The organism is Citrobacter sp. RHBSTW-00017 (genome assembly GCF_013797615.1).
GTDB lineage: Bacteria > Pseudomonadota > Gammaproteobacteria > Enterobacterales > Enterobacteriaceae > Citrobacter > Citrobacter braakii.
In genome coordinates, this window is record NZ_CP056899.1 from 1,346,797 (window position 1) to 1,365,453 (window position 18,657).

Annotated in this window: 23 protein-coding genes and 1 other annotated feature; of the genes, 10 read left to right on the forward strand and 13 right to left on the reverse strand. The window is 50.7% G+C overall.

Annotated features, from left to right (window positions below; genetic code table 11):
* Positions 1–153 precede the first annotated feature (153 nt).
* Entirely contained in the window at positions 154–636 is a 483-nt protein-coding gene (gene smpB, locus HV037_RS06525; protein WP_003031211.1) for an SsrA-binding protein SmpB, read from the reverse strand.
* 154 nt (positions 637–790) lie between these two features.
* Here smpB and ratA point away from each other — a divergent pair, with 154 nt between their 5' ends.
* Positions 791–1,234 carry a type II toxin-antitoxin system toxin RatA gene (gene ratA / locus HV037_RS06530; RefSeq protein WP_003031213.1) on the forward strand — a complete coding sequence of 148 codons (444 nt, stop codon included), beginning with the start codon at positions 791–793 and terminating at the stop codon, positions 1,232–1,234.
* A complete protein-coding gene (locus HV037_RS06535) occupies positions 1,218–1,514 on the forward strand; it encodes an RnfH family protein (RefSeq protein ID WP_003839823.1) in 297 nt (98 codons plus the stop codon). The genes ratA and HV037_RS06535 overlap by 17 nt, the downstream gene beginning before the upstream one ends.
* Positions 1,515–1,564: 50 nt before the next feature.
* On the opposite strand, the gene bamE is transcribed toward HV037_RS06535, so the two are convergent.
* The 3 genes from bamE to nadK form a co-directional block, all read right to left on the reverse strand.
* Positions 1,565–1,909, reverse strand: coding sequence for an outer membrane protein assembly factor BamE (gene bamE, locus HV037_RS06540; RefSeq protein WP_003826401.1), 345 nt, complete (start codon positions 1,907–1,909; stop codon positions 1,565–1,567).
* A 149-nt stretch (positions 1,910–2,058) separates the two neighbouring features.
* Positions 2,059–3,720: a DNA repair protein RecN gene (recN, locus tag HV037_RS06545; RefSeq protein WP_103284125.1), complete on the reverse strand. Its 1,662-nt coding sequence runs from the start codon at positions 3,718–3,720 to the stop codon at positions 2,059–2,061.
* A gap of 85 nt (positions 3,721–3,805) precedes the next feature.
* Positions 3,806–4,684 carry an NAD(+) kinase gene (gene nadK, locus HV037_RS06550; RefSeq protein WP_016154073.1) on the reverse strand — a complete coding sequence of 293 codons (879 nt, stop codon included), beginning with the start codon at positions 4,682–4,684 and terminating at the stop codon, positions 3,806–3,808.
* A gap of 122 nt (positions 4,685–4,806) precedes the next feature.
* On the opposite strand from nadK, the gene grpE reads away from it, so the two are divergent.
* Positions 4,807–5,400: a nucleotide exchange factor GrpE gene (grpE, locus tag HV037_RS06555; RefSeq protein ID WP_003031221.1), complete on the forward strand. Its 594-nt coding sequence runs from the start codon at positions 4,807–4,809 to the stop codon at positions 5,398–5,400.
* A gap of 50 nt (positions 5,401–5,450) precedes the next feature.
* Here the strand turns inward: grpE and HV037_RS06560 are convergent, their stop codons facing one another.
* Positions 5,451–6,740, reverse strand: coding sequence for an HlyC/CorC family transporter (locus HV037_RS06560; protein ID WP_103284124.1), 1,290 nt, complete (start codon positions 6,738–6,740; stop codon positions 5,451–5,453).
* An 18-nt stretch (positions 6,741–6,758) separates the two neighbouring features.
* Positions 6,759–7,550: an inner membrane protein YpjD gene (locus HV037_RS06565; RefSeq protein WP_003031224.1), complete on the reverse strand. Its 792-nt coding sequence runs from the start codon at positions 7,548–7,550 to the stop codon at positions 6,759–6,761.
* Positions 7,551–7,715: 165 nt separating this feature from the next.
* On the opposite strand from HV037_RS06565, the gene ffh reads away from it, so the two are divergent.
* The 5 genes from ffh (at position 7,716) to rplS (ending at position 11,347) form a co-directional block, all read left to right on the forward strand.
* Positions 7,716–9,077 (forward strand): signal recognition particle protein, encoded by a 1,362-nt coding sequence (gene ffh / locus HV037_RS06570; RefSeq protein WP_003031226.1) that lies wholly within the window; start codon positions 7,716–7,718, stop codon positions 9,075–9,077.
* Positions 9,078–9,330: 253 nt separating this feature from the next.
* A complete protein-coding gene (gene rpsP, locus HV037_RS06575) occupies positions 9,331–9,579 on the forward strand; it encodes a 30S ribosomal protein S16 (protein WP_003031228.1) in 249 nt (82 codons plus the stop codon).
* Positions 9,580–9,597: 18 nt separating this feature from the next.
* Complete coding sequence (gene rimM, locus HV037_RS06580) at positions 9,598–10,146, forward strand: ribosome maturation factor RimM (protein ID WP_003031230.1); 549 nt, start codon at positions 9,598–9,600, stop codon at positions 10,144–10,146.
* A 44-nt stretch (positions 10,147–10,190) separates the two neighbouring features.
* Positions 10,191–10,958, forward strand: coding sequence for a tRNA (guanosine(37)-N1)-methyltransferase TrmD (gene trmD, locus HV037_RS06585; protein WP_016157187.1), 768 nt, complete (start codon positions 10,191–10,193; stop codon positions 10,956–10,958).
* Positions 10,959–10,999: 41 nt separating this feature from the next.
* The gene (gene rplS / locus HV037_RS06590) at positions 11,000–11,347 is read left to right on the forward strand and encodes a 50S ribosomal protein L19 (RefSeq protein ID WP_002914145.1); all 348 of its coding nucleotides are present in this window, start codon (positions 11,000–11,002) and stop codon (positions 11,345–11,347) included.
* Between the two features lie 127 nt (positions 11,348–11,474).
* Here rplS and HV037_RS06595 read toward each other — a convergent pair whose 3' ends face one another.
* The 4 genes from HV037_RS06595 to HV037_RS06610 all read right to left on the reverse strand — a co-directional run bounded on the left by HV037_RS06595 (position 11,475) and on the right by HV037_RS06610 (position 14,238).
* Positions 11,475–11,957, reverse strand: a complete 483-nt coding sequence (locus tag HV037_RS06595) for an OmpA family protein (RefSeq protein ID WP_016154071.1) — start codon at positions 11,955–11,957, stop codon at positions 11,475–11,477.
* Positions 11,958–11,967: 10 nt separating this feature from the next.
* Positions 11,968–13,194, reverse strand: a complete 1,227-nt coding sequence (gene dgcN, locus HV037_RS06600) for a diguanylate cyclase DgcN (protein ID WP_047414892.1) — start codon at positions 13,192–13,194, stop codon at positions 11,968–11,970.
* The gene (locus HV037_RS06605; RefSeq protein ID WP_016157185.1) at positions 13,187–13,705 is read right to left on the reverse strand and encodes a YfiR family protein; all 519 of its coding nucleotides are present in this window, start codon (positions 13,703–13,705) and stop codon (positions 13,187–13,189) included. The genes dgcN and HV037_RS06605 overlap by 8 nt, the downstream gene beginning before the upstream one ends.
* A gap of 158 nt (positions 13,706–13,863) precedes the next feature.
* Entirely contained in the window at positions 13,864–14,238 is a 375-nt protein-coding gene (locus HV037_RS06610; protein WP_103284123.1) for a DUF2799 domain-containing protein, read from the reverse strand.
* Between the two features lie 215 nt (positions 14,239–14,453).
* On the opposite strand from HV037_RS06610, the gene aroF reads away from it, so the two are divergent.
* Both aroF and tyrA read left to right on the forward strand, forming a co-directional pair.
* Complete coding sequence (aroF, locus tag HV037_RS06615) at positions 14,454–15,524, forward strand: 3-deoxy-7-phosphoheptulonate synthase AroF (protein ID WP_016154067.1); 1,071 nt, start codon at positions 14,454–14,456, stop codon at positions 15,522–15,524.
* Positions 15,525–15,534: 10 nt separating this feature from the next.
* The gene (gene tyrA / locus HV037_RS06620; RefSeq protein WP_016154066.1) at positions 15,535–16,656 is read left to right on the forward strand and encodes a bifunctional chorismate mutase/prephenate dehydrogenase; all 1,122 of its coding nucleotides are present in this window, start codon (positions 15,535–15,537) and stop codon (positions 16,654–16,656) included.
* 101 nt (positions 16,657–16,757) lie between these two features.
* On the opposite strand, the gene pheA is transcribed toward tyrA, so the two are convergent.
* The 3 genes from pheA to raiA all read right to left on the reverse strand — a co-directional run bounded on the left by pheA (position 16,758) and on the right by raiA (position 18,507).
* Complete coding sequence (pheA, locus tag HV037_RS06625; RefSeq protein WP_047499527.1) at positions 16,758–17,918, reverse strand: bifunctional chorismate mutase/prephenate dehydratase; 1,161 nt, start codon at positions 17,916–17,918, stop codon at positions 16,758–16,760.
* Between the two features lie 22 nt (positions 17,919–17,940).
* Positions 17,941–18,066: a sequence feature (Phe leader region), on the reverse strand.
* Entirely contained in the window at positions 18,018–18,065 is a 48-nt protein-coding gene (gene pheL / locus HV037_RS06630) for a pheA operon leader peptide PheL (protein ID WP_100250063.1), read from the reverse strand. It overlaps the preceding feature by 48 nt.
* 102 nt (positions 18,067–18,168) lie before the next feature.
* Complete coding sequence (raiA, locus tag HV037_RS06635; protein WP_003031244.1) at positions 18,169–18,507, reverse strand: ribosome-associated translation inhibitor RaiA; 339 nt, start codon at positions 18,505–18,507, stop codon at positions 18,169–18,171.
* Positions 18,508–18,657 lie beyond the last annotated feature (150 nt).

Here is an 18,657-nt window from a genome sequence, read left to right on the forward strand (position 1 = left end):
TAGACCGCAACGGTAATGGCAGGGGGTTTATTTCATATCTGAACGATTCAGCATAAATAAACTATAAACTCGGTGAATGTATTGTGTGGGTTTCGATAACTAAAAAATAAGAACCAGTCTCAGGAGGAGAGACTGGTCACAGGGGAGTAGCATTTAGCGGCCAGCATTTTTCATGATACGCGCTTTATCTAACTGCCATTCGCGTTCTTTCACATCAGAGCGCTTGTCGTGCTGTTTCTTACCTTTCGCAACGCCAATTTTCACTTTGCACCAGGCATTCTTCCAGTACAACGAAAGCGCAACGACGGTATAACCATCACGATTCATACGACCATACAGGGAGTCGAGTTCACGCTGGTTTAACAACAGTTTACGGGTCCGAGTGGGGTCGCATACCACGTGTGTTGAGGCCACCGCCATTGGCGTGAAGTTGGCGCCAAACAGGAACGCTTCGCCGTCTTTGAGTATGACATAGCTGTCGCCGATGTTGGCTTTACCCGCGCGCAGGGATTTGACTTCCCAACCTTGCAGGGCGAGTCCTGCTTCGAACTCTTCTTCAATAAAGTATTCGTGTCGTGCGCGCTTGTTTAGCGCGATTGTGGCTGAGCCAGGTTTGTGTGCTTTTTTCTTCGTCATAATGCCGCTCAGTATAGGTAATCTGGAATCGAAAAACACCCCATTTCATCCAGCGGGGCGCAAGGCGCTATCTTAGCACGAGTTAGGCTATAGCGTTTTTTTTAGCGGGTGATAAATGGTATTATTTGTGTGATTGATATTGATGGGAATTGTTATGCCTCAGATTAGCCGGACCGCTTTAGTACCCTACAGTGCGGAACAGATGTATCAGCTAGTGAATGATGTTAAGTCCTATCCTCAGTTTTTGCCGGGTTGCACCGGTAGCCGCGTACTGGAATCGACTCCGGGACAAATGACGGCCGCTGTGGATGTCTCGAAAGCAGGGATCAGTAAAACGTTCACCACGCGCAATCAACTGACCAGTAATCAGAGCATTCTGATGCATCTGGTCGATGGGCCGTTCAAGAAGCTGATTGGCGGCTGGAAGTTTACGCCACTGAGTCATGAAGCGTGTCGTATTGAATTTCACCTCGATTTTGAGTTCACCAATAAGTTAATCGAGCTGGCGTTTGGCCGTATCTTTAAAGAACTGGCTTCAAATATGGTGCAGGCCTTCACGGTTCGCGCGAAAGAGGTTTACAGTGTCAGCGTCGGCTAAAATTGTCGTTGAAGTGGCGTACGCGCTACCCGAGAAACAGTATTTACAGCGCGTAACGCTGCAGCAGGGCGCAACGGTGGAAGAGGCTATCCGCGCTTCCGGGCTGCTGGAATTACGTACCGATATCGATCTCAGTAAAAATAAAGTGGGTATCTACAGCCGTCCGGTAAAGCTTGCTGATGTTCTGCATGACGGCGATCGGGTGGAAATTTACCGGCCACTGATTGCTGACCCAAAAGAGCTGCGCAGACAGCGAGCAGAGAAATCCGCTAAAAAGTAACAGACAATAAAAAAGGTGCTCATTGAGCACCTTTTTTTGATCTCTCAAACCTACTTGTTATCGGTCAAAGCGGGTTTGTTATCAATGTTGGTCAATACGCCGCTGCTGTTAAAGGTCAGCGTCAGCGTTTGCTGGGTTACGCCTTCATGTCCAGGTTGCTGACGGAACACATAAAACCAGGTATTAGTGCCAAAAGGATCGGACATCATTGGGGTACCCAGAGCATAAGCAACCTGCTGTTGCGTCATACCCGTGCGCACTTTAGCGACATCGGTAGGTGTCAGATAATTTCCCTGGTTGATGTCAGGGCGGTAAACCACTCGCTCCAGAGTGGAACAGCCTGCAGTCAACATCAGTAGTACTGCTGCAGCAGCAGTCAGCGTTTTACAGCGCATAGTGATTTGATTCCTTTTCGGGCCCGAGCAGTACGCGGCTCATATGTAATATGCCGATGATAATAGACCTTTCACCACTTTAAAACCTTTTGCTGTCGGGTCGGTCGGCGATTTTATGTTGAACTCAGACCTTCACAAGGTAAAAAAGTTTATGCCGCCAGCAGTTCTTTTGCATTTGCGAGGGTATTGCGCGTCACTTCGCTACCGCCAAGTAGACGGGCTAATTCCTGCAGGCGTGCGCGTTTATCAAGCTGCTGCATGTGTGTTTCCGTCATCGCGCCATCTGTTTCTTTGCTGACATAGAAATGTTGATGACCACAGCCCGCAACCTGCGGCAGGTGAGTAACACACATTACCTGCGTTGACTCGCCCAACTGTCGCAACATTTTACCCACTACCGCAGCCGTCGGGCCGCTGATACCAACATCCACCTCATCGAAAATTAGCGCAGGCGTTTCCATCTTACGTGCTGTAATGACCTGAATAGCCAGCGCAATACGTGACAGTTCCCCGCCGGAAGCGACTTTCGCAATTGGTTGTAACGGCTGACCTGGGTTAGTGGTTACTTTAAACTCCACGCGATCGGCACCGTCTGCGCTCAGATGGTGCTCCTCAAATTTCACATCAATGCAAAAGACACCGTGCGGCATCGAGAGAGCATGCATGCTCTCTGTAATAAGTTGTCCCAGTTCCTGCGCATAATGCTGACGCTGTTGGTGCAGCATTTTTGCCGTTTCCAGCGCCTGCTGGTGGTGATTGTTCACCGCCAGGGTTAAGGTTTCGAGCGAGTCGGCCTGATCGTCCAGTTGCTGTTGTTCATCCAGCAGCGACTGATAGAACTGTGGCAGCACTTCAGGGGCAACATGATGCTTACGCGCCAACGAGATTTGCCTGGAGATACGCTGTTCGAGTTCGAACAAGCGGTTAGGGTCTAAATCCAGACGATCGCAATAGTGGCGCAGCTCGTCGCTGGCTTCGCTGAGCTGGATGGTGGCCTCTTCCAGCATATCCAGAATACCTGAAAGTTTGCCGTCCATGCCTGCCAGTTCAGTGACCAGGTGTTTTGCGGTGTACAGTTGGCTTTGCAGATTGATGTCTTCACCATCTGCCAGGATAGCCAGCGCCTGTTGGCTGGTGGTGAGTAATTGCCCACTGTTAGCCAGGCGCTTGTACTCTTCATCAATTTGCTCAAACTCACCCGGCTGCGGATTGAATTCGTTCAGTTCCTTTAACTGGTATTGCAACAATTCCGCCCGGGCTGCGCGTTCCAGGCTTTGTTGCTGATGATGCGCCAGGTCACGGCAACTTTGGTGCCATAGTTGGTAGCGCGCAGCCATTTCCTGGGTCAGAGACGCTTCATTGGCGTAACCATCAAGCAGGGATTTTTGGTGTTCTGATTTTGTCAGGAGCTGATGCGCATGCTGGCCATGGATTTGAATAAGTAACTGGCCCAGCTCGCGCAACTGCGATAACGGAACGGCGGTTCCGTTAATAAACCCACGGGAGCGGCCATCGCTGCTGATAACGCGACGCAGCAAACACTCACGGCCTTCCTCAAGCTGGTTCTCTTCCAGCCAGCGCAGGGCTGCGGGGGTATCTTTTAAGGCAAAACGGGCGCAGAGGTCGGCTCGCATGGCGCCTGCACGCACCATGTCTGCGTCTGCGCGTCCGCCCAGACACAAACCGAGAGCATCAATGGCAATGGACTTACCCGCACCGGTCTCACCGGTGATAACGGTCATTCCGTTCTGGAAATCGATCTCAAGTTCACGAACGATAGCAAAATTGCTGATGGTCAGTTGTGCCAACATAGCTGTTTTCCTGTATGAAAAGCCATAACTGTAATTTCATACAGTATAAACTGGTTTTTTATACAGTAAAGAGGTTGGCGTTAAATTAGAATAATTTTTTTGACCAACCAAGCTTAGTGCTTAATGTGTTGAAATAGCTGTAATCTTTTGGATGTATCAGGTTCAGATGATAATCACAGCGGCGAATCAATACGTCTTCACCTTCCTGTATAGGTAGGGCGATTTGGCTGTCACAGCTGATTTCCAGATCGTTACGGCGATGGGAAAAGCGCAGGCGAATGGTGCTGCTACTGTTGATCACCAGCGGTCGCGCGGAAAGCGTATGCGGAAACATGGGTACCAGCGTAATGGCATCCAGAGAAGGCGTCAGAATTGGGCCTCCGGCAGAGAGCGAGTAGGCGGTAGAGCCGGTCGGCGTCGAGATAATCAGCCCATCTGAACGTTGGGAGAAGGCAAAAATTTCATCGATATAGACTTCAAATTCAATCATGTGCGCCACTTTCCCGGGGTGCAGCACAACTTCATTGATGGCAGTGCTAATGCGCTTCTGGCAATCCTGTTGACACACCTGAGCTTCGAGTAAAAAGCGCTTTTCGCTGATGTAGTGGCCTTCCAGCACGTCAGCTAACTGTTGCTGGGCATTGTCTGGGTCAAGGTCGGTCAAAAAACCGAGGTTGCCGCGGTTAATGCCAATAACCTTGATGTCATAACGTGCCAGGGTGCGAGCGGCGCCCAGCATATTGCCGTCGCCGCCGACTACCACGGCGAGGTCTGCCTGTTGGCCAATTTCTGCGAGCGTACCGGTTTTCACATTTTTCAGCTGCAGCTCGTGAGCGATTTGTTGCTCAACGATAACCTCATAACCTTTGGTGCACAGCCAACGGTAGAGCATTTCATGTGTGGTCAGTGCAGTGGGGTGACGTGGATGCCCCACAATGCCAATACACTTGAAATGTTTGTTCATTTTCTCGAGGTCCTTGTAACGAAGATTAGTGACAATGTGAGTACTTCCCTTGAATCCCTGAATCTGATCCCCATAATAAGCCAAGTTAGCGAGATGAATGCGAAAAAAACGCGGAGAAATTCATGAGTAGTAAAGAACAGAAAACGCCTGAGGGGCAAGCCCCGGAAGAAATTATCATGGATCAGCACGAAGAAGTTGAGGCGGTTGAATCAGACGCTTCTGCTGAGCAGGTGGATCCGCGCGATGAAAAAATTGCGAATCTGGAAGCTCAGCTTGCTGAAGCCGAAACTCGCGAGCGCGACAGCGTGTTGCGTATCAAAGCGGAAATGGAAAACCTGCGTCGTCGTACCGAACTGGACGTAGAAAAAGCGCATAAGTTTGCGCTGGAAAAATTCGTCAACGAACTGCTGCCGGTGCTGGATAGCCTGGACCGCGCGCTGGAAGTGGCGGACAAAGATAATGACGCTATGGCGGCGATGGTTGAAGGTATTGAGCTGACCCGTAAGTCAATGCTGGATGTCGTGGCGAAGTTTGGTGTACAGGTGGTTGCGGATATCGATGTGCCGATGGACCCGAACGTGCACCAGGCAATTGCAATGGTAGAGTCTGACGACGTTGCTGCCGGTAATGTGCTGATGGTAATGCAAAAAGGCTATACCCTGAACGGACGTACCATCCGCGCCGCGATGGTCTCTGTGGCGAAAGCCAAAGGCTAATCAGCCTTCAGGCCGGGTAATGCTCACGCGCTACCCGGCCTGAATTACTCTCACTGGTCCAACACGCTTTCCCGTAGCGGTTTGACCGGCAATACCTGCACCTGTTTAATCATATTGTCCTGCACGTCGAGAATATCGATATCGTACTGTCCAATGCGCACACGCGTGCCGGCAACCGGGATCTCTTCCAGCGCTTCAAGAATAATACCATTCACGGTACGTGCGTCATCTTCCGGCAGGTGCCAGTTAAACGCCTTATTGATTTCACGAACGTTGGCGCTGCCGTCAATGATCACCGAGCCATCATTCTGCGGCGTTACCTCTTCGGCAAGCGTGGGTGACATTGAAGTGGTGAAGTCGCCGACAATCTCTTCCAGAATATCTTCGACCGTGACCAGCCCCTGAATATCGCCATATTCATTAACAACCAGACCCACTTTCTTCTTGTTTCGCTGAAACTTAATGAGCTGGGTGCTGAGAGGCGTACCTTCCGGGACGTAATAAATTTCGTCGGCGGCACGTAACATGGTCTCTTTGGTGAACTCTTTTTTCTCTGCCATCAATCGCCAGGCTTCACGTACGCGCAGCATACTGATGGCGTCGTCCAGCGAGTCGCGGTACAGCACAATACGGCCATGTGGAGAGTGCGAAAGCTGACGCACGATTGACTTCCAGTCATCGTTAATATCAATGCCGATGATTTCGTTACGCGGGATCATGATGTCATCGACGCTGACTTTTTCCAGATCCAGCACTGACAGCAGCATATCCTGGTTACGGCGTGAGATTTGCGAGCGCGATTCATTCACCAGCGTTCGCAGTTCATCTTTACTCAGCGAACCGCTCACCACGATATCCGTTTTGATGCCCATCATGCGCATAAGTAGCCGCGTGATGGTGTTGAGTAGCCACACCAACGGCATCATCAGAATCTGCAGTGGAGCCAGCAGTACACTGCTCGGATAGGCGACTTTTTCCGGATACAGTGCTGCAATAGTTTTGGGCAGTACTTCGGCAAAAACCAGCACGACAAACGTCAGTACCCCAGTGGCAATAGCGACACCCGCATCGCCATACAGGCGCATACCGACAATGGTGCCGAGCGCGGAGGCCAGAATATTCACCAGATTATTACCGATGAGCACCAGGCTTATCAGGCGGTCCGGCTTACGAAGTAGCTTTTCAACGCGTTTTGCCTGACGATTCCCCTGCTTGGCCCGATGACGTAGACGATAGCGATTCAGGGTCATCATTCCGGTTTCAGAACCGGAAAAATAGGCGGAAATGACCACCATGATGAGAAGCGTGATAATGAGCGTGGTGGTGGAGATGTGTTCCACGTAGGGTTCCTTAAAGATTTAACTCACGAACTGCTGCAGGATACGACTGCCGAAATAGGCCAGCGTTAGAATGCCTGCGCCTGCGACGTTAAACCATACGACGCGACGTCCGCGCCAGCCTTCATGGTAATGCCCCCACAACAGAACGATATAGACAAACCATGCCACGATAGAGAGAACGGCTTTATCAATGTTCTCGGTACTGAACAGGTTATGCATGTAAAACAGGCCTGTGCACAGGGTGAGCGTCAGCAGAACCACGCCAATTTGGGTGATATGAAACATTTTCCGCTCAATACTCATTAGCGGCGGCATCTCATTGCTGAAGGCCAGTTTTTTGTTTTTCAACTGGTAGTCGATCCATGCCAGTTGCAGCGCATACAGTGCGGCGATAATCAGCGTGGCGTAAGCGAATAGCGATAGCCCGATGTGAATCATCATGCCCGGCGTAGCTTCGAGATGGGTGATGAACTCGTTCGGCATAAACGTGGCGAAGGCCAGGTTGATCAGCGCAAAGGCGTAGACAATGGGCAGCAATAGCCAGCCACGATTGCGGGAAGCGACGATAGTCATTACCGTACAGATCATCAGGCTAACCAGTGAGCCGACGTTCAACAGACTCAGGTTTTGTCCGCTTTCACCGCCGGGCAGAATTCGCGCTTCCAGGGCGATAGCATGACTTACCAGCGCGACGACCGCAGAGAGAATAGCCATACGCCGCCAGCCGCTGTTTTTTTGCAGCAGAGCGGGAATAATCAGCGCAAGGCTGACTGAGTAGGCGACAAGGGCAAGCAGAGCAAAAACGGGCATATAGGTGTCGACAGTTGGCCAGTGATAAAGAAAAGCAGTATAGCGTTACGTGACCGCTGCTCCAACCGTTGCATAACAACAAAGGCGGCTTCATGTTATACTGCGACAAATTTCTGTTGATGTGTCGCTGTCGCGACCGACCGTTTCCACCCCAGGCGAGAGACAATGTTTGATAATTTAACCGATCGTTTGTCGCGCACGCTGCGCAATATCAGTGGCCGTGGACGCCTTACTGAAGACAACGTTAAAGAGACGCTGCGCGAAGTGCGCATGGCGCTGCTGGAGGCTGACGTAGCGCTGCCGGTAGTGCGTGAGTTTATCAATCGCGTAAAAGAGAAAGCGGTTGGTCATGAAGTTAACAAAAGCCTGACGCCGGGTCAGGAGTTCGTCAAGATTGTCCGTAACGAACTGGTTGCGGCAATGGGCGAAGAAAACCAGACCCTGAATCTGGCTGCACAGCCGCCAGCCGTTGTGCTGATGGCTGGTCTGCAGGGGGCGGGTAAAACGACCAGCGTCGGTAAGCTGGGGAAATTCCTGCGTGAGAAGCACAAGAAGAAAGTGCTGGTGGTCTCCGCGGACGTTTATCGCCCGGCGGCGATAAAACAGCTGGAAACGCTGGCCGAGCAGGTCGGTGTGGACTTCTTCCCGTCGGATGTCGGCCAGAAGCCGGTCGATATCGTTAACGCCGCGCTGAAAGAAGCCAAACTCAAATTCTACGACGTGCTGCTGGTGGATACCGCCGGTCGCCTGCACGTTGATGAAGCGATGATGGACGAAATCAAACAGGTCCATGCTTCTATCAAGCCGGTTGAAACGCTGTTTGTGGTCGACGCCATGACCGGTCAGGATGCCGCGAATACCGCAAAAGCCTTCAACGAAGCGCTGCCGTTAACCGGTGTCGTGCTGACCAAAGTTGATGGTGATGCTCGTGGTGGTGCGGCGCTCTCTATTCGTCATATCACCGGCAAGCCGATTAAATTCCTCGGCGTCGGCGAGAAAACCGAAGCGCTGGAGCCGTTCCACCCGGATCGTATTGCTTCGCGTATTCTCGGCATGGGTGACGTGCTGTCGCTGATCGAAGATATCGAAAGCAAGGTCGACCGCGCGCAGGCAGAGAAATTAGCCAGCAAGCTGAAAAAAGGCGACGGCTTCGATCTCAACGATTTCCTTGAGCAGCTCAACCAGATGAAAAACATGGGCGGCATGGCAAGCCTGATGGGCAAGCTGCCGGGCATGGGGCAGATCCCAGACAACGTGAAATCGCAGATGGACGATAAAGTGCTGGTGCGTATGGAAGCCATCATCAATTCGATGACGATGAAAGAACGCGCTAAGCCGGAAATCATCAAAGGTTCCCGTAAACGCCGTATTGCTGCCGGCTGCGGTATGCAGGTACAGGACGTAAACCGCCTTCTGAAACAGTTCGACGACATGCAGCGCATGATGAAGAAAATGAAGAAAGGCGGTATGGCGAAGATGATGCGTGGCATGAAGGGTATGATGCCGCCAGGCTTCCCTGGTAGATAAATATATCGGGCTACCTAATTTGCCTTTTTGGCGTCGGGGTGGGCTCGAAATGCTCACGTACTGCATGTACGTTCCGCTTTCTGCGCGCACACTGACGCCAAACTGGCTGCAGTGGTAACGCCCTGGTATAAAGCCTCATCACATGTTGATTGCTTTTTTCCCAGAAATCAGTAAAATTTTCGGGCTTTTAATATGACACCCGGGCTCCGTTCCTCGATGGGGCCTGGGTGTTTTATTCACACAAGAGGATGTTATGGTTACTATTCGTTTAGCTCGTCACGGCGCTAAAAAGCGTCCGTTCTACCAGGTTGTTGTTACCGACAGCCGTAATGCACGCAACGGTCGCTTCATCGAGCGCGTTGGCTTCTTTAACCCAATCGCTAGCGAAAAAGAAGAAGGCACTCGCCTGGATCTGGATCGCATCGCTCACTGGGTTGGCCAGGGCGCGACTATTTCTGATCGCGTAGCTACGCTGATCAAAGCAGCAAACAAAGCAGCTTAATCTGTCACGGTGGTCATGATGAGCAAGCAACTCGCCGCGCAGGCTCCTGTGGAACCCATCGTTTTGGGGAAAATGGGGTCTTCTTACGGTATCCGTGGTTGGCTCAGAGTGTTTTCTTCCACTGAAGACGCCGAAAGCATTTTTGACTATCAGCCCTGGTTTATCCAGAAGGCGGGTCAGTGGCAGCAAGTACAGCTGGAAAGCTGGAAGCACCACAATCAGGATCTGATCATCAAGCTGAAAGGCGTTGACGATCGTGATTCGGCGAATCTACTGACTAATTGCGAAATTGTCGTGGATTCCTCGCAGTTGCCAGCGCTGGAAGATGGTTCCTACTACTGGAAAGACCTTATGGGCTGCCAGGTAGTGACCACTGAAGGTTACGATCTCGGTAAAGTCGTCGATATGATGGAAACCGGTTCGAATGACGTCATTGTCATTAAGGCAAACCTGAAAGATGCGTTTGGTATCAAGGAACGTCTTGTACCGTTCCTCGATGGGCAGGTTATCAAGAAAGTCGATCTCGCTACTCGTACTATCGAAGTAGATTGGGATCCTGGTTTTTAAACCACCGGATAAACGGTAAAAGTCGGCGTTATGGGGATTGGCTTGTGTTTATAGGTATCGTTAGCCTGTTTCCAGAAATGTTCCGCGCAATTACCGATTACGGGGTAACTGGCCGGGCAGTAAAAAATGGCCTGCTGAACATCCAGAGCTGGAGTCCTCGTGACTTTACTCATGACCGGCACCGTACCGTGGACGATCGTCCTTACGGCGGCGGACCGGGGATGTTAATGATGGTGCAACCTTTACGGGACGCCATTCATGCAGCAAAAGCTGCGGCTGGTGAAGGCGCAAAGGTGATTTATCTGTCACCTCAGGGACGCAAGCTTGATCAAGCGGGCGTTAGCGAACTGGCCACGAATCAAAAGCTGATTCTGGTGTGTGGTCGCTATGAAGGAATAGATGAGCGCGTGATTCAAACCGAAATTGACGAAGAATGGTCAATCGGCGATTACGTTCTCAGTGGTGGTGAGTTACCGGCAATGACGCTGATCGACTCCGTTTCTCGGTTTATTCCGGGAGTTCTGGGTCATGAAGCTTCAGCAATCGAAGATTCGTTTGCTGATGGGTTGCTGGATTGCCCGCACTATACCCGACCTGAAGTGTTAGAACAGATGGAAGTACCGGCAGTGTTACTGTCGGGGAACCACGCTGAGATACGTCGCTGGCGTTTAAAACAGTCGCTGGGCCGGACCTGGCTTAGAAGACCTGAACTTCTGGAAAACCTGGCTCTGACTGAAGAGCAAGCAAGGTTGCTGGCGGAGTTCAAAACGGAACACGCACAACAGCAGCATAAACATGATGGGCTGGTCTGAGACCCCCAAATATCAGTTTACCCAGGATAAGAGATTAAATTATGAGCAACATTATTAAGCAACTTGAACAAGAGCAGATGAAGCAGGACGTACCTTCCTTCCGTCCGGGTGATACCGTGGAAGTGAAAGTATGGGTTGTTGAAGGTTCCAAAAAACGTCTGCAGGCATTCGAGGGCGTGGTTATCGCTATTCGTAACCGCGGTCTGCACTCTGCATTCACTGTTCGTAAAATTTCCAACGGCGAAGGCGTTGAGCGTGTCTTCCAGACTCACTCTCCGGTAGTTGACAGCATTGCTGTTAAACGTCGTGGTGCTGTTCGTAAAGCTAAACTGTACTACCTGCGTGAGCGCACTGGTAAGTCTGCTCGTATCAAAGAGCGTCTTAACTAAGATTCGCGCAAGCGACATCCTGTTAGAAAAGGGCTGGCCGAAAGGCTGGCCCTTTTTTTATTCCGACCTTACTCTTTTGTTTTATTGCAATTGGATGACTGCGCGGCGCGCAGCCAGTTGAAGACTTTTACGGCGTAGCGATCACGACTGCAACCCGGCGGTTTTCAGCTCGACCTTTTGACGTCTGATTACTGGCGATCGGGTATTTTTTCCCGAGTCCCTGCGTTGTCAGATTAGTGCGGGGAATGTTGGCGCCCTGTGCCCACGCATCGGCAACCACATTCGCGCGTTTGAGCGACAGCGCTTCGTTGTAGCTGTCTTCGCCGTAGTTATCGGTATGACCATCCATACGCGCATGGTTTAGCCCGGTAGCTGCCAGTTTGGATGCCATTTCCTGGATCTGCTTTTCACTTTCAGGGCGGAGCTTATAGTCGTTTTTGTCAAACAGGATGTTGTCAGACAGACCAAGAGACCAGTCTCCGGAAGCTTCGGTAAATCCGTACGATTTCATGGCTGCAATTTGCTCCGGGGTAAATTTTCCCTGAGGTGCCTGACAGCCTGCCAAAATCAGTAAAAGCAGAAGGAAAGGGGATGATAGACGTTTTAGCATGTGTAAGTCCTTATTTTTTAATAATGCGTTCAGAACGCAAATTTTTGGCCTGATACATATTTTTATCGGCAAGTTCTTGTAATTTCTCGGCAGAGGCATGTTCCCACGTCAGCGCAAAACCAATGCTGAGAGTCATGCTTGCCTGATGACCGTTATGCAGGTCAAAAGGTCGGTTAAACTCGTGTGACAGTGCCGCACATATCCGCTGAACTTCGTATTCAGAGTGAACGCTGTACAGCACCATAGCGAACTCATCGCCGCCAAGTCTGTAGGGGTGATGTCGATTACCACCAAACTCGGACAGCCTGTTTGCAACTTCAATCAGGACCCGATCCCCCGCTGCGTGGCCCCAGGTATCATTAATAAATTTAAAATTATCACCATCAAGGAATAACAGTGCGGAGCTGCTGTGGGCGGCATGGTCATTCATCAGGGCGTTAATGCTGCTGCGAAATGCGGCGCGATTCGCCAGGCCGGTCAGCGGATCGTGTAGCGCCGTACGCAAAAGCTGGGCGTTCTTTGCCTGCAGTTTAAGTTGCCACTCCTCCATCTCGTCCAGCAGACTATTAAAATCCTGGGCAAAAAGGTGAAACTCTTCAATGCGCTCTTCTGAAACGCGCCGTGAAAAGTTACGGTTGGTACGAACATCATGTACCACCTCGGTTATATTTTGCAGGGCTTCCACGACGCCATTATGTAAATAACGAGTGAGCATTAATGCAATGCCAGAGGCCAACAGAATGCACCCGGTAAGGACAGCCAGCGACAAATAGATGAAATGGCTGATAACGCTATCGCGCGCAGTCAATCGTACTTCGCCGATGACGTTGCCATTATGCAAAATAGGTTGAGTGACCGGTTGTGGGAACAGCCAGTGGCTGATAAGTCCGCTGATTTTTTCAGTGGTATCCTGCGCGTTATAGCGCCAGGTGGCGATCACCTTCTGGTTTTTATTACGAACTTCTGCAACGGAAAATTGCCCCTGCTGGCCTAGTGCTGCCAGCGTTTCAGTTGCTGCGACGCCATCAGAAAAAACTAATGCTGCTTCAAGCGTGCGGGTCATGGTTGCAGCGGTCAGATCCAGGTTCTTTTGCGCATACTGTCTCAATGCCAGCACCGAAGAAATGCTGAGCAGCAGCCAGATCAGCGTCATAGTTACCAGAACGCTGATTATGCTGATACGCCGTAATGTCCGCTTAAACGTCGGGCGTGTTATGGGAGAATGGCCCTTATCCATGCTTCTGATTCCGTGCAAGCATTAATACGTCCGGACTGACCCTTACGCCACTGCGTGAAAGGGAATCCATATTTACGGAAAATCTCACATCTTCATCTTTAATTATGAGGCAAAAGGCGCTGCCAATAACGCATTCGGGGTTCTGTTCGGCAATTAATAGCAATGCCTTAGACGGATATTTATTCTTTAATTCCACCTGATAAGTAGGGGATTCTTTTCCAAAATAAAAACCGTCACACTGCGAAACTAATATTTCTTGTTCCGTACGAATGATGACGGGAAGATAGGGTAATGCTCCGGCACTGGTATCTCCCAGGACACTGGAAAAACGCGATGAAGAGAAAATACACAGTTTGGGGGGCCCGGACAGTGCAGGCCAGCGCGTATAACTGACGATGCCGGAAACCATAGCGCGTACAGATTTTGCTTCTTCCGTAACGCTTTGGGCGTACAGCGGTAATCCGGTCAGGAGCAGTGCCAGTAGAAGTATGAGTCGGTAAGAATAGCTCATGAATAGTTACCTACCAGCGTTTGCCGTAAAACGTCGAAATACATTCAAGATTATTTAGGACAAAATAACATTATTTTACTAAGCCGTCATTATGCCAGGTGGAAAGCCATTAGTAATTTAAGTTAAATCTTAGTAATTTATAAAATATAAGCTATTGTTTAATTTAATCTTATTGAGGTAGCACCTTCGTTTGCTCCTTTTTGCCAGGCACTGCGTAACTGGTCAATATTTTCGACCGTATCACAACTTGGGGGAAAGGTTTTCCCGGTCAAACCTCTGGCGTAAACAAAATCCGGCTGGCAGATTTTACGTTGTCCCTCGGCATAACCCTTAAGATATTCCGTACGATCGACTTCGGGGTCATTGTAGTTGTCGGCAAGAGTTTCATTATCTTTAACGGCATACCCCGAAATGGCATCTTGTATTCCGGCGTCGTACCAGGCGGTTCCCGTCCATGTGGGGGCGTGGGTATAAGGATCTATCTGACATCCGCTAAGAAGTAATAGAAATAGGGTGCTGATGAGTTGCTTCATTGCCTGTACTCCCTCGTTTTTTTAAGCATAGTGGATCTCAATACCGGATGGTGTAAATTTTAATGTACGCAGTGGAGGGCGTATTCTGTCATTAAAGTGCATGTTGTAAATTAAAATTTACGGTTTGTGGATTGAAATCTTTACCTGTTGTGTTATCGTTATCTCCTCCTCGCTGAGGATCAACTATCGCAAACGAGCTAAACAGGATCACCACCATGCAAAAAGACGCGCTGAACAACGTACATATTACCGACGAACAGGTTCTGATGACTCCGGAGCAGCTGAAAGCTGAATTCCCGCTGAGCCAGGCGCAAGAAGCGCAAATCTCCCAGTCGCGTAAAACCATTTCAGATATTATCTCTGGTCGCGATCCGCGCCTGCTGGTGGTATGTGGCCCGTGTTCCATTCACGATCCTGAAATGGCTATTGAGTACGCTCGTCGGTTTAAAGCCCTTGCCGCAGAGGTCAGCGATAGCCTCTACCTGGTGATGCGCGTCTATTTTGAAAAACCCCGTACCACCGTCGGCTGGAAAGGGTTAATTAACGATCCTCATATGGATGGCTCTTTTGATGTTGAAGCCGGCCTGAAAATTGCGCGTCAGCTGCTGCTTGAACTGGTGAATATGGGACTTCCGCTGGCAACTGAAGCGCTGGATCCCAATAGCCCGCAATACCTGGGCGATCTGTTTAGCTGGTCTGCAATCGGTGCGCGTACCACGGAATCGCAGACTCACCGCGAAATGGCTTCCGGTCTTTCGATGCCGGTCGGCTTTAAGAACGGTACTGACGGTAGCCTGGCGACCGCCATTAACGCGATGCGCGCGGCGGCACAGTCGCACCGCTTTGTTGGTATTAACCAAGCTGGACAGGTTGCACTGCTGCAAACTCAGGGTAACCCGGACGGTCACGTGATCCTGCGCGGTGGTAAAGCGCCTAACTACAGCCCGGCAGATGTCGCCCAGTGCGAAAAAGAGATGGAGCAGGCGGGACTACGACCTTCTCTGATGGTAGATTGCAGTCATGGTAACTCCAATAAAGATTACCGCCGCCAGCCTGCCGTGGCTGAATCCGTGATTGCACAAATCAAAGATGGCAATCGCTCGATCATTGGCTTGATGATTGAAAGTAATATTCACGAAGGCAACCAGTCTTCTGAACAGCCGCGTAGCGAAATGAAATACGGCGTGTCTGTAACTGATGCCTGCATTAGCTGGGAAATGACGGATGCGCTACTGCGTGAAATTAGCCAGGATTTAAACGGCCAGCTGTCGGCGCGTGTAGCATAAGAGGTTGGTTATGGTTGCTGAATTGACCGCATTACGCGATCAAATTGATGAAGTCGACAAGGCGCTGCTGGGTTTACTGGCACGTCGCCTGGAGCTGGTGGCCGAAGTCGGTGAAGTAAAAAGCCGCTTTGGGCTGCCTATCTACGTGCCGGAACGGGAAGCCTCAATGCTGGCCTCCCGCCGGGCGGAAGCGGAAGCCCTTGGCGTGCCGCCGGACCTGATTGAAGATGTGCTGCGCCGGGTTATGCGCGAGTCTTACTCCAGTGAGAACGACAAAGGATTTAAAACGCTTTGTCCTTCTCTGCGACCGGTGGTGATTGTCGGCGGCGGCGGTCAGATGGGACGTCTGTTCGAAAAAATGCTCACCCTGTCAGGTTATCAGGTACGGATCCTGGAACAGCAGGACTGGGATCGTGCGCCGGAGATCGTCTCTGATGCTGGCATGGTGATCGTCAGCGTGCCGATCCACGTCACTGAGCAGGTGATCGCCAAATTACCGCGTCTGCCGTCCGACTGCATCCTGGTGGATCTGGCTTCGGTGAAAAATGGTCCTTTGCAGGCGATGCTGGCGGCGCACGACGGCCCGGTGGTGGGATTACACCCTATGTTTGGCCCGGACAGCGGCAGTCTGGCAAAGCAGGTCGTCGTCTGGTGTGACGGACGTCAGCCGGAAGCCTATCAGTGGTTTCTGGAACAGATTCAGGTGTGGGGTGCGCGACTGCATCGGATCAGTGCTGTTGAACACGACCAGAACATGGCATTTATTCAGGCATTGCGTCACTTTGCGACCTTTGCTTACGGTCTGCATTTAGCGGAAGAGAATGTTCAACTGGAGCAGTTACTGGCACTCTCTTCGCCGATTTATCGCCTTGAACTGGCGATGGTCGGACGTCTGTTTGCCCAGGATCCGCAGCTCTATGCCGATATCATTATGTCGTCTGAGAGTAACCTTGCGCTGATCAAACGCTACTACCAACGTTTTGGTGAGGCGATCGGTTTACTGGAGCAGGGCGATAAGCAAGCGTTCATCGACAGCTTCCGTAAGGTGGAGCACTGGTTTGGTGATTATGCGAAACGCTTCCAGAACGAAAGCCGTACTTTGTTGCGCCAGGCTAACGATAGTCGCCAATAAATACGATGATTGATGGCAACGCTGATGCGTTGTATCAGTCATACAAGGATCGGCTAAATAGAATGCCGGATAAGCGTAGCGCCATCCGGCATTGTCAAACGTTAGCTTGGATCGACCGGCACCACATTCTCACTTGGATAGCAGCCAAGTACTTTCATCGAGCGCGTAATCTCACCTAACTCCTTCAATGCTTTTTGCATCTGGGGTGATTCCAGGTTGGCCTGGATATCAAGATAAAACATTTCCTCCCACGGATTGCCGTGAATCGGGCGTGACTCCAGTTTAGTCATAATCAGATTATGGTTGCGCAGTACCAGCAGAGCTTCTACCAGCGCACCGGCTTGTTGTCCTGTCGCCATAAGCAACGTGGTTTTTGCTGGCACCTGATCGGAAACATTGATTGCCTTGCGCGCCAGTACCACGAAGCGGGTGATGTTTTGCGTCTGATTAGCTTCAATATGCTCAAGAACCTGCAAACCGTATAGTACGCCTCCGGCTTCGCTCCCCAGAGCCGCCACGCGCGGTGAGTTAGCCTGCGCAACTTTTTCCATCGCCGCCGAGGTGCTTTCGGTGTACTCAATCTTCCAGTGTGGGTAACGACTCAGGAATTTGCTGCACTGCTGGAATGGCTGCGGATGGCTATATACCGTTTCAATGGTCTCGAGATCTGTCGTGCCGGACACCAGTAGGCAGTGGTCAATCGTGATAGTCATCTCGCCAACGATAGACAGGCTGGTGTGCTGTAGCAGGTCGTAAACGTCGTTAATCCCACCGGAACTGGTGTTTTCAATCGGAACCACTGCGTAGTCAGCTTGTCCGGTTTCGACCTGATTAAAGATATCGGCAAATTTTGCGCAGCCGCTTTCTATAAATTGTTCAAAATGGCGGGCAGCATACTGACGTGCGGCAAGATGAGAATATGACCCTTTTGGCCCGAGGAAAGCAACGCGTGCTGAGTGCGGGTTAATTTTGTTCAGATGCTGCTGGAGCAGTGCCTGCTGAGTCAGGACGGAGTCTTCGATTATGAGCTGGAACAGGCGAGTGATGTAGTGAGCATCAAGATGATGTGCTTTGCCAAGCTGAATCAGTCGGTCCAACAGATCGCGCTCACGGTCGATATCACGAACTGGACGATGCGAAAGCAGCTTAGCTTTGCCAACTTCTACGGCCAGTCCACGTCGCTCAGCCAGCAGGGCCAGTAATTTTTCATCCAGCGTGCTGATCTTATCGCGCAGCGCCAGCAATGGGTTATCCGATGTCATAGTGTTGCCTTTCTTGTTATCAATAAAAAAGGCCCCCCGTTGTGGGAGGCCTTATTGTTCGTCTTCGCATTCTTTATCACACGACGAAACGCCTCCCATTCAGGGGAAGGTAAAAAAGAATGCGAAGAAGAACGGGACAAGTTTCATGTAATTTTCCTTTGGCTACGTCAGTAAAGTAACCGTACTGTTTTCACCCTGTCAACAAAAAACGCGCCCGGAGGCGCGTTGGCGATACACTCAATGTAAGGGACTACTCTTCTTCTGCTTCGACGAAGTTGGCGTCTTTGACTGAAGTTGTTGCACGACGGGCTTCGCCTTTGTGCTGCACTTTATTGAGCTGCCGTTCCAGCTTGTTGATCAAATCGTTAATTGCGGTGTACATATCCTCGTGTTTTGCGCTGGCGACCAGATGTCCGTTCGGTGTATTGATGGTGGCATCAGCAATGAAACCCTGCGGCTCCTTAGACAGAATGATATGTGGATTAATCAGATGAGTTTGCCATTTTTCGAGTTTGGCGAGACGGTCTGCGACATGCTGGCGAATTGCCGGAGTAATTTCCATTTGTTTACTGGTAATGTTCATTGTCATAAATTTTACCTCTTGTCTTTCCCGTCTTGGTGATTCCAGCATACCGTTCCTAATGTCAAAATGTGTGATGTTAATCACATTTTTTTGTCGCTTTTTGTCAAGAAAACCTTTTTGTGAGGCACCGCAGGAACAAGCGATTTTTTACTTGAG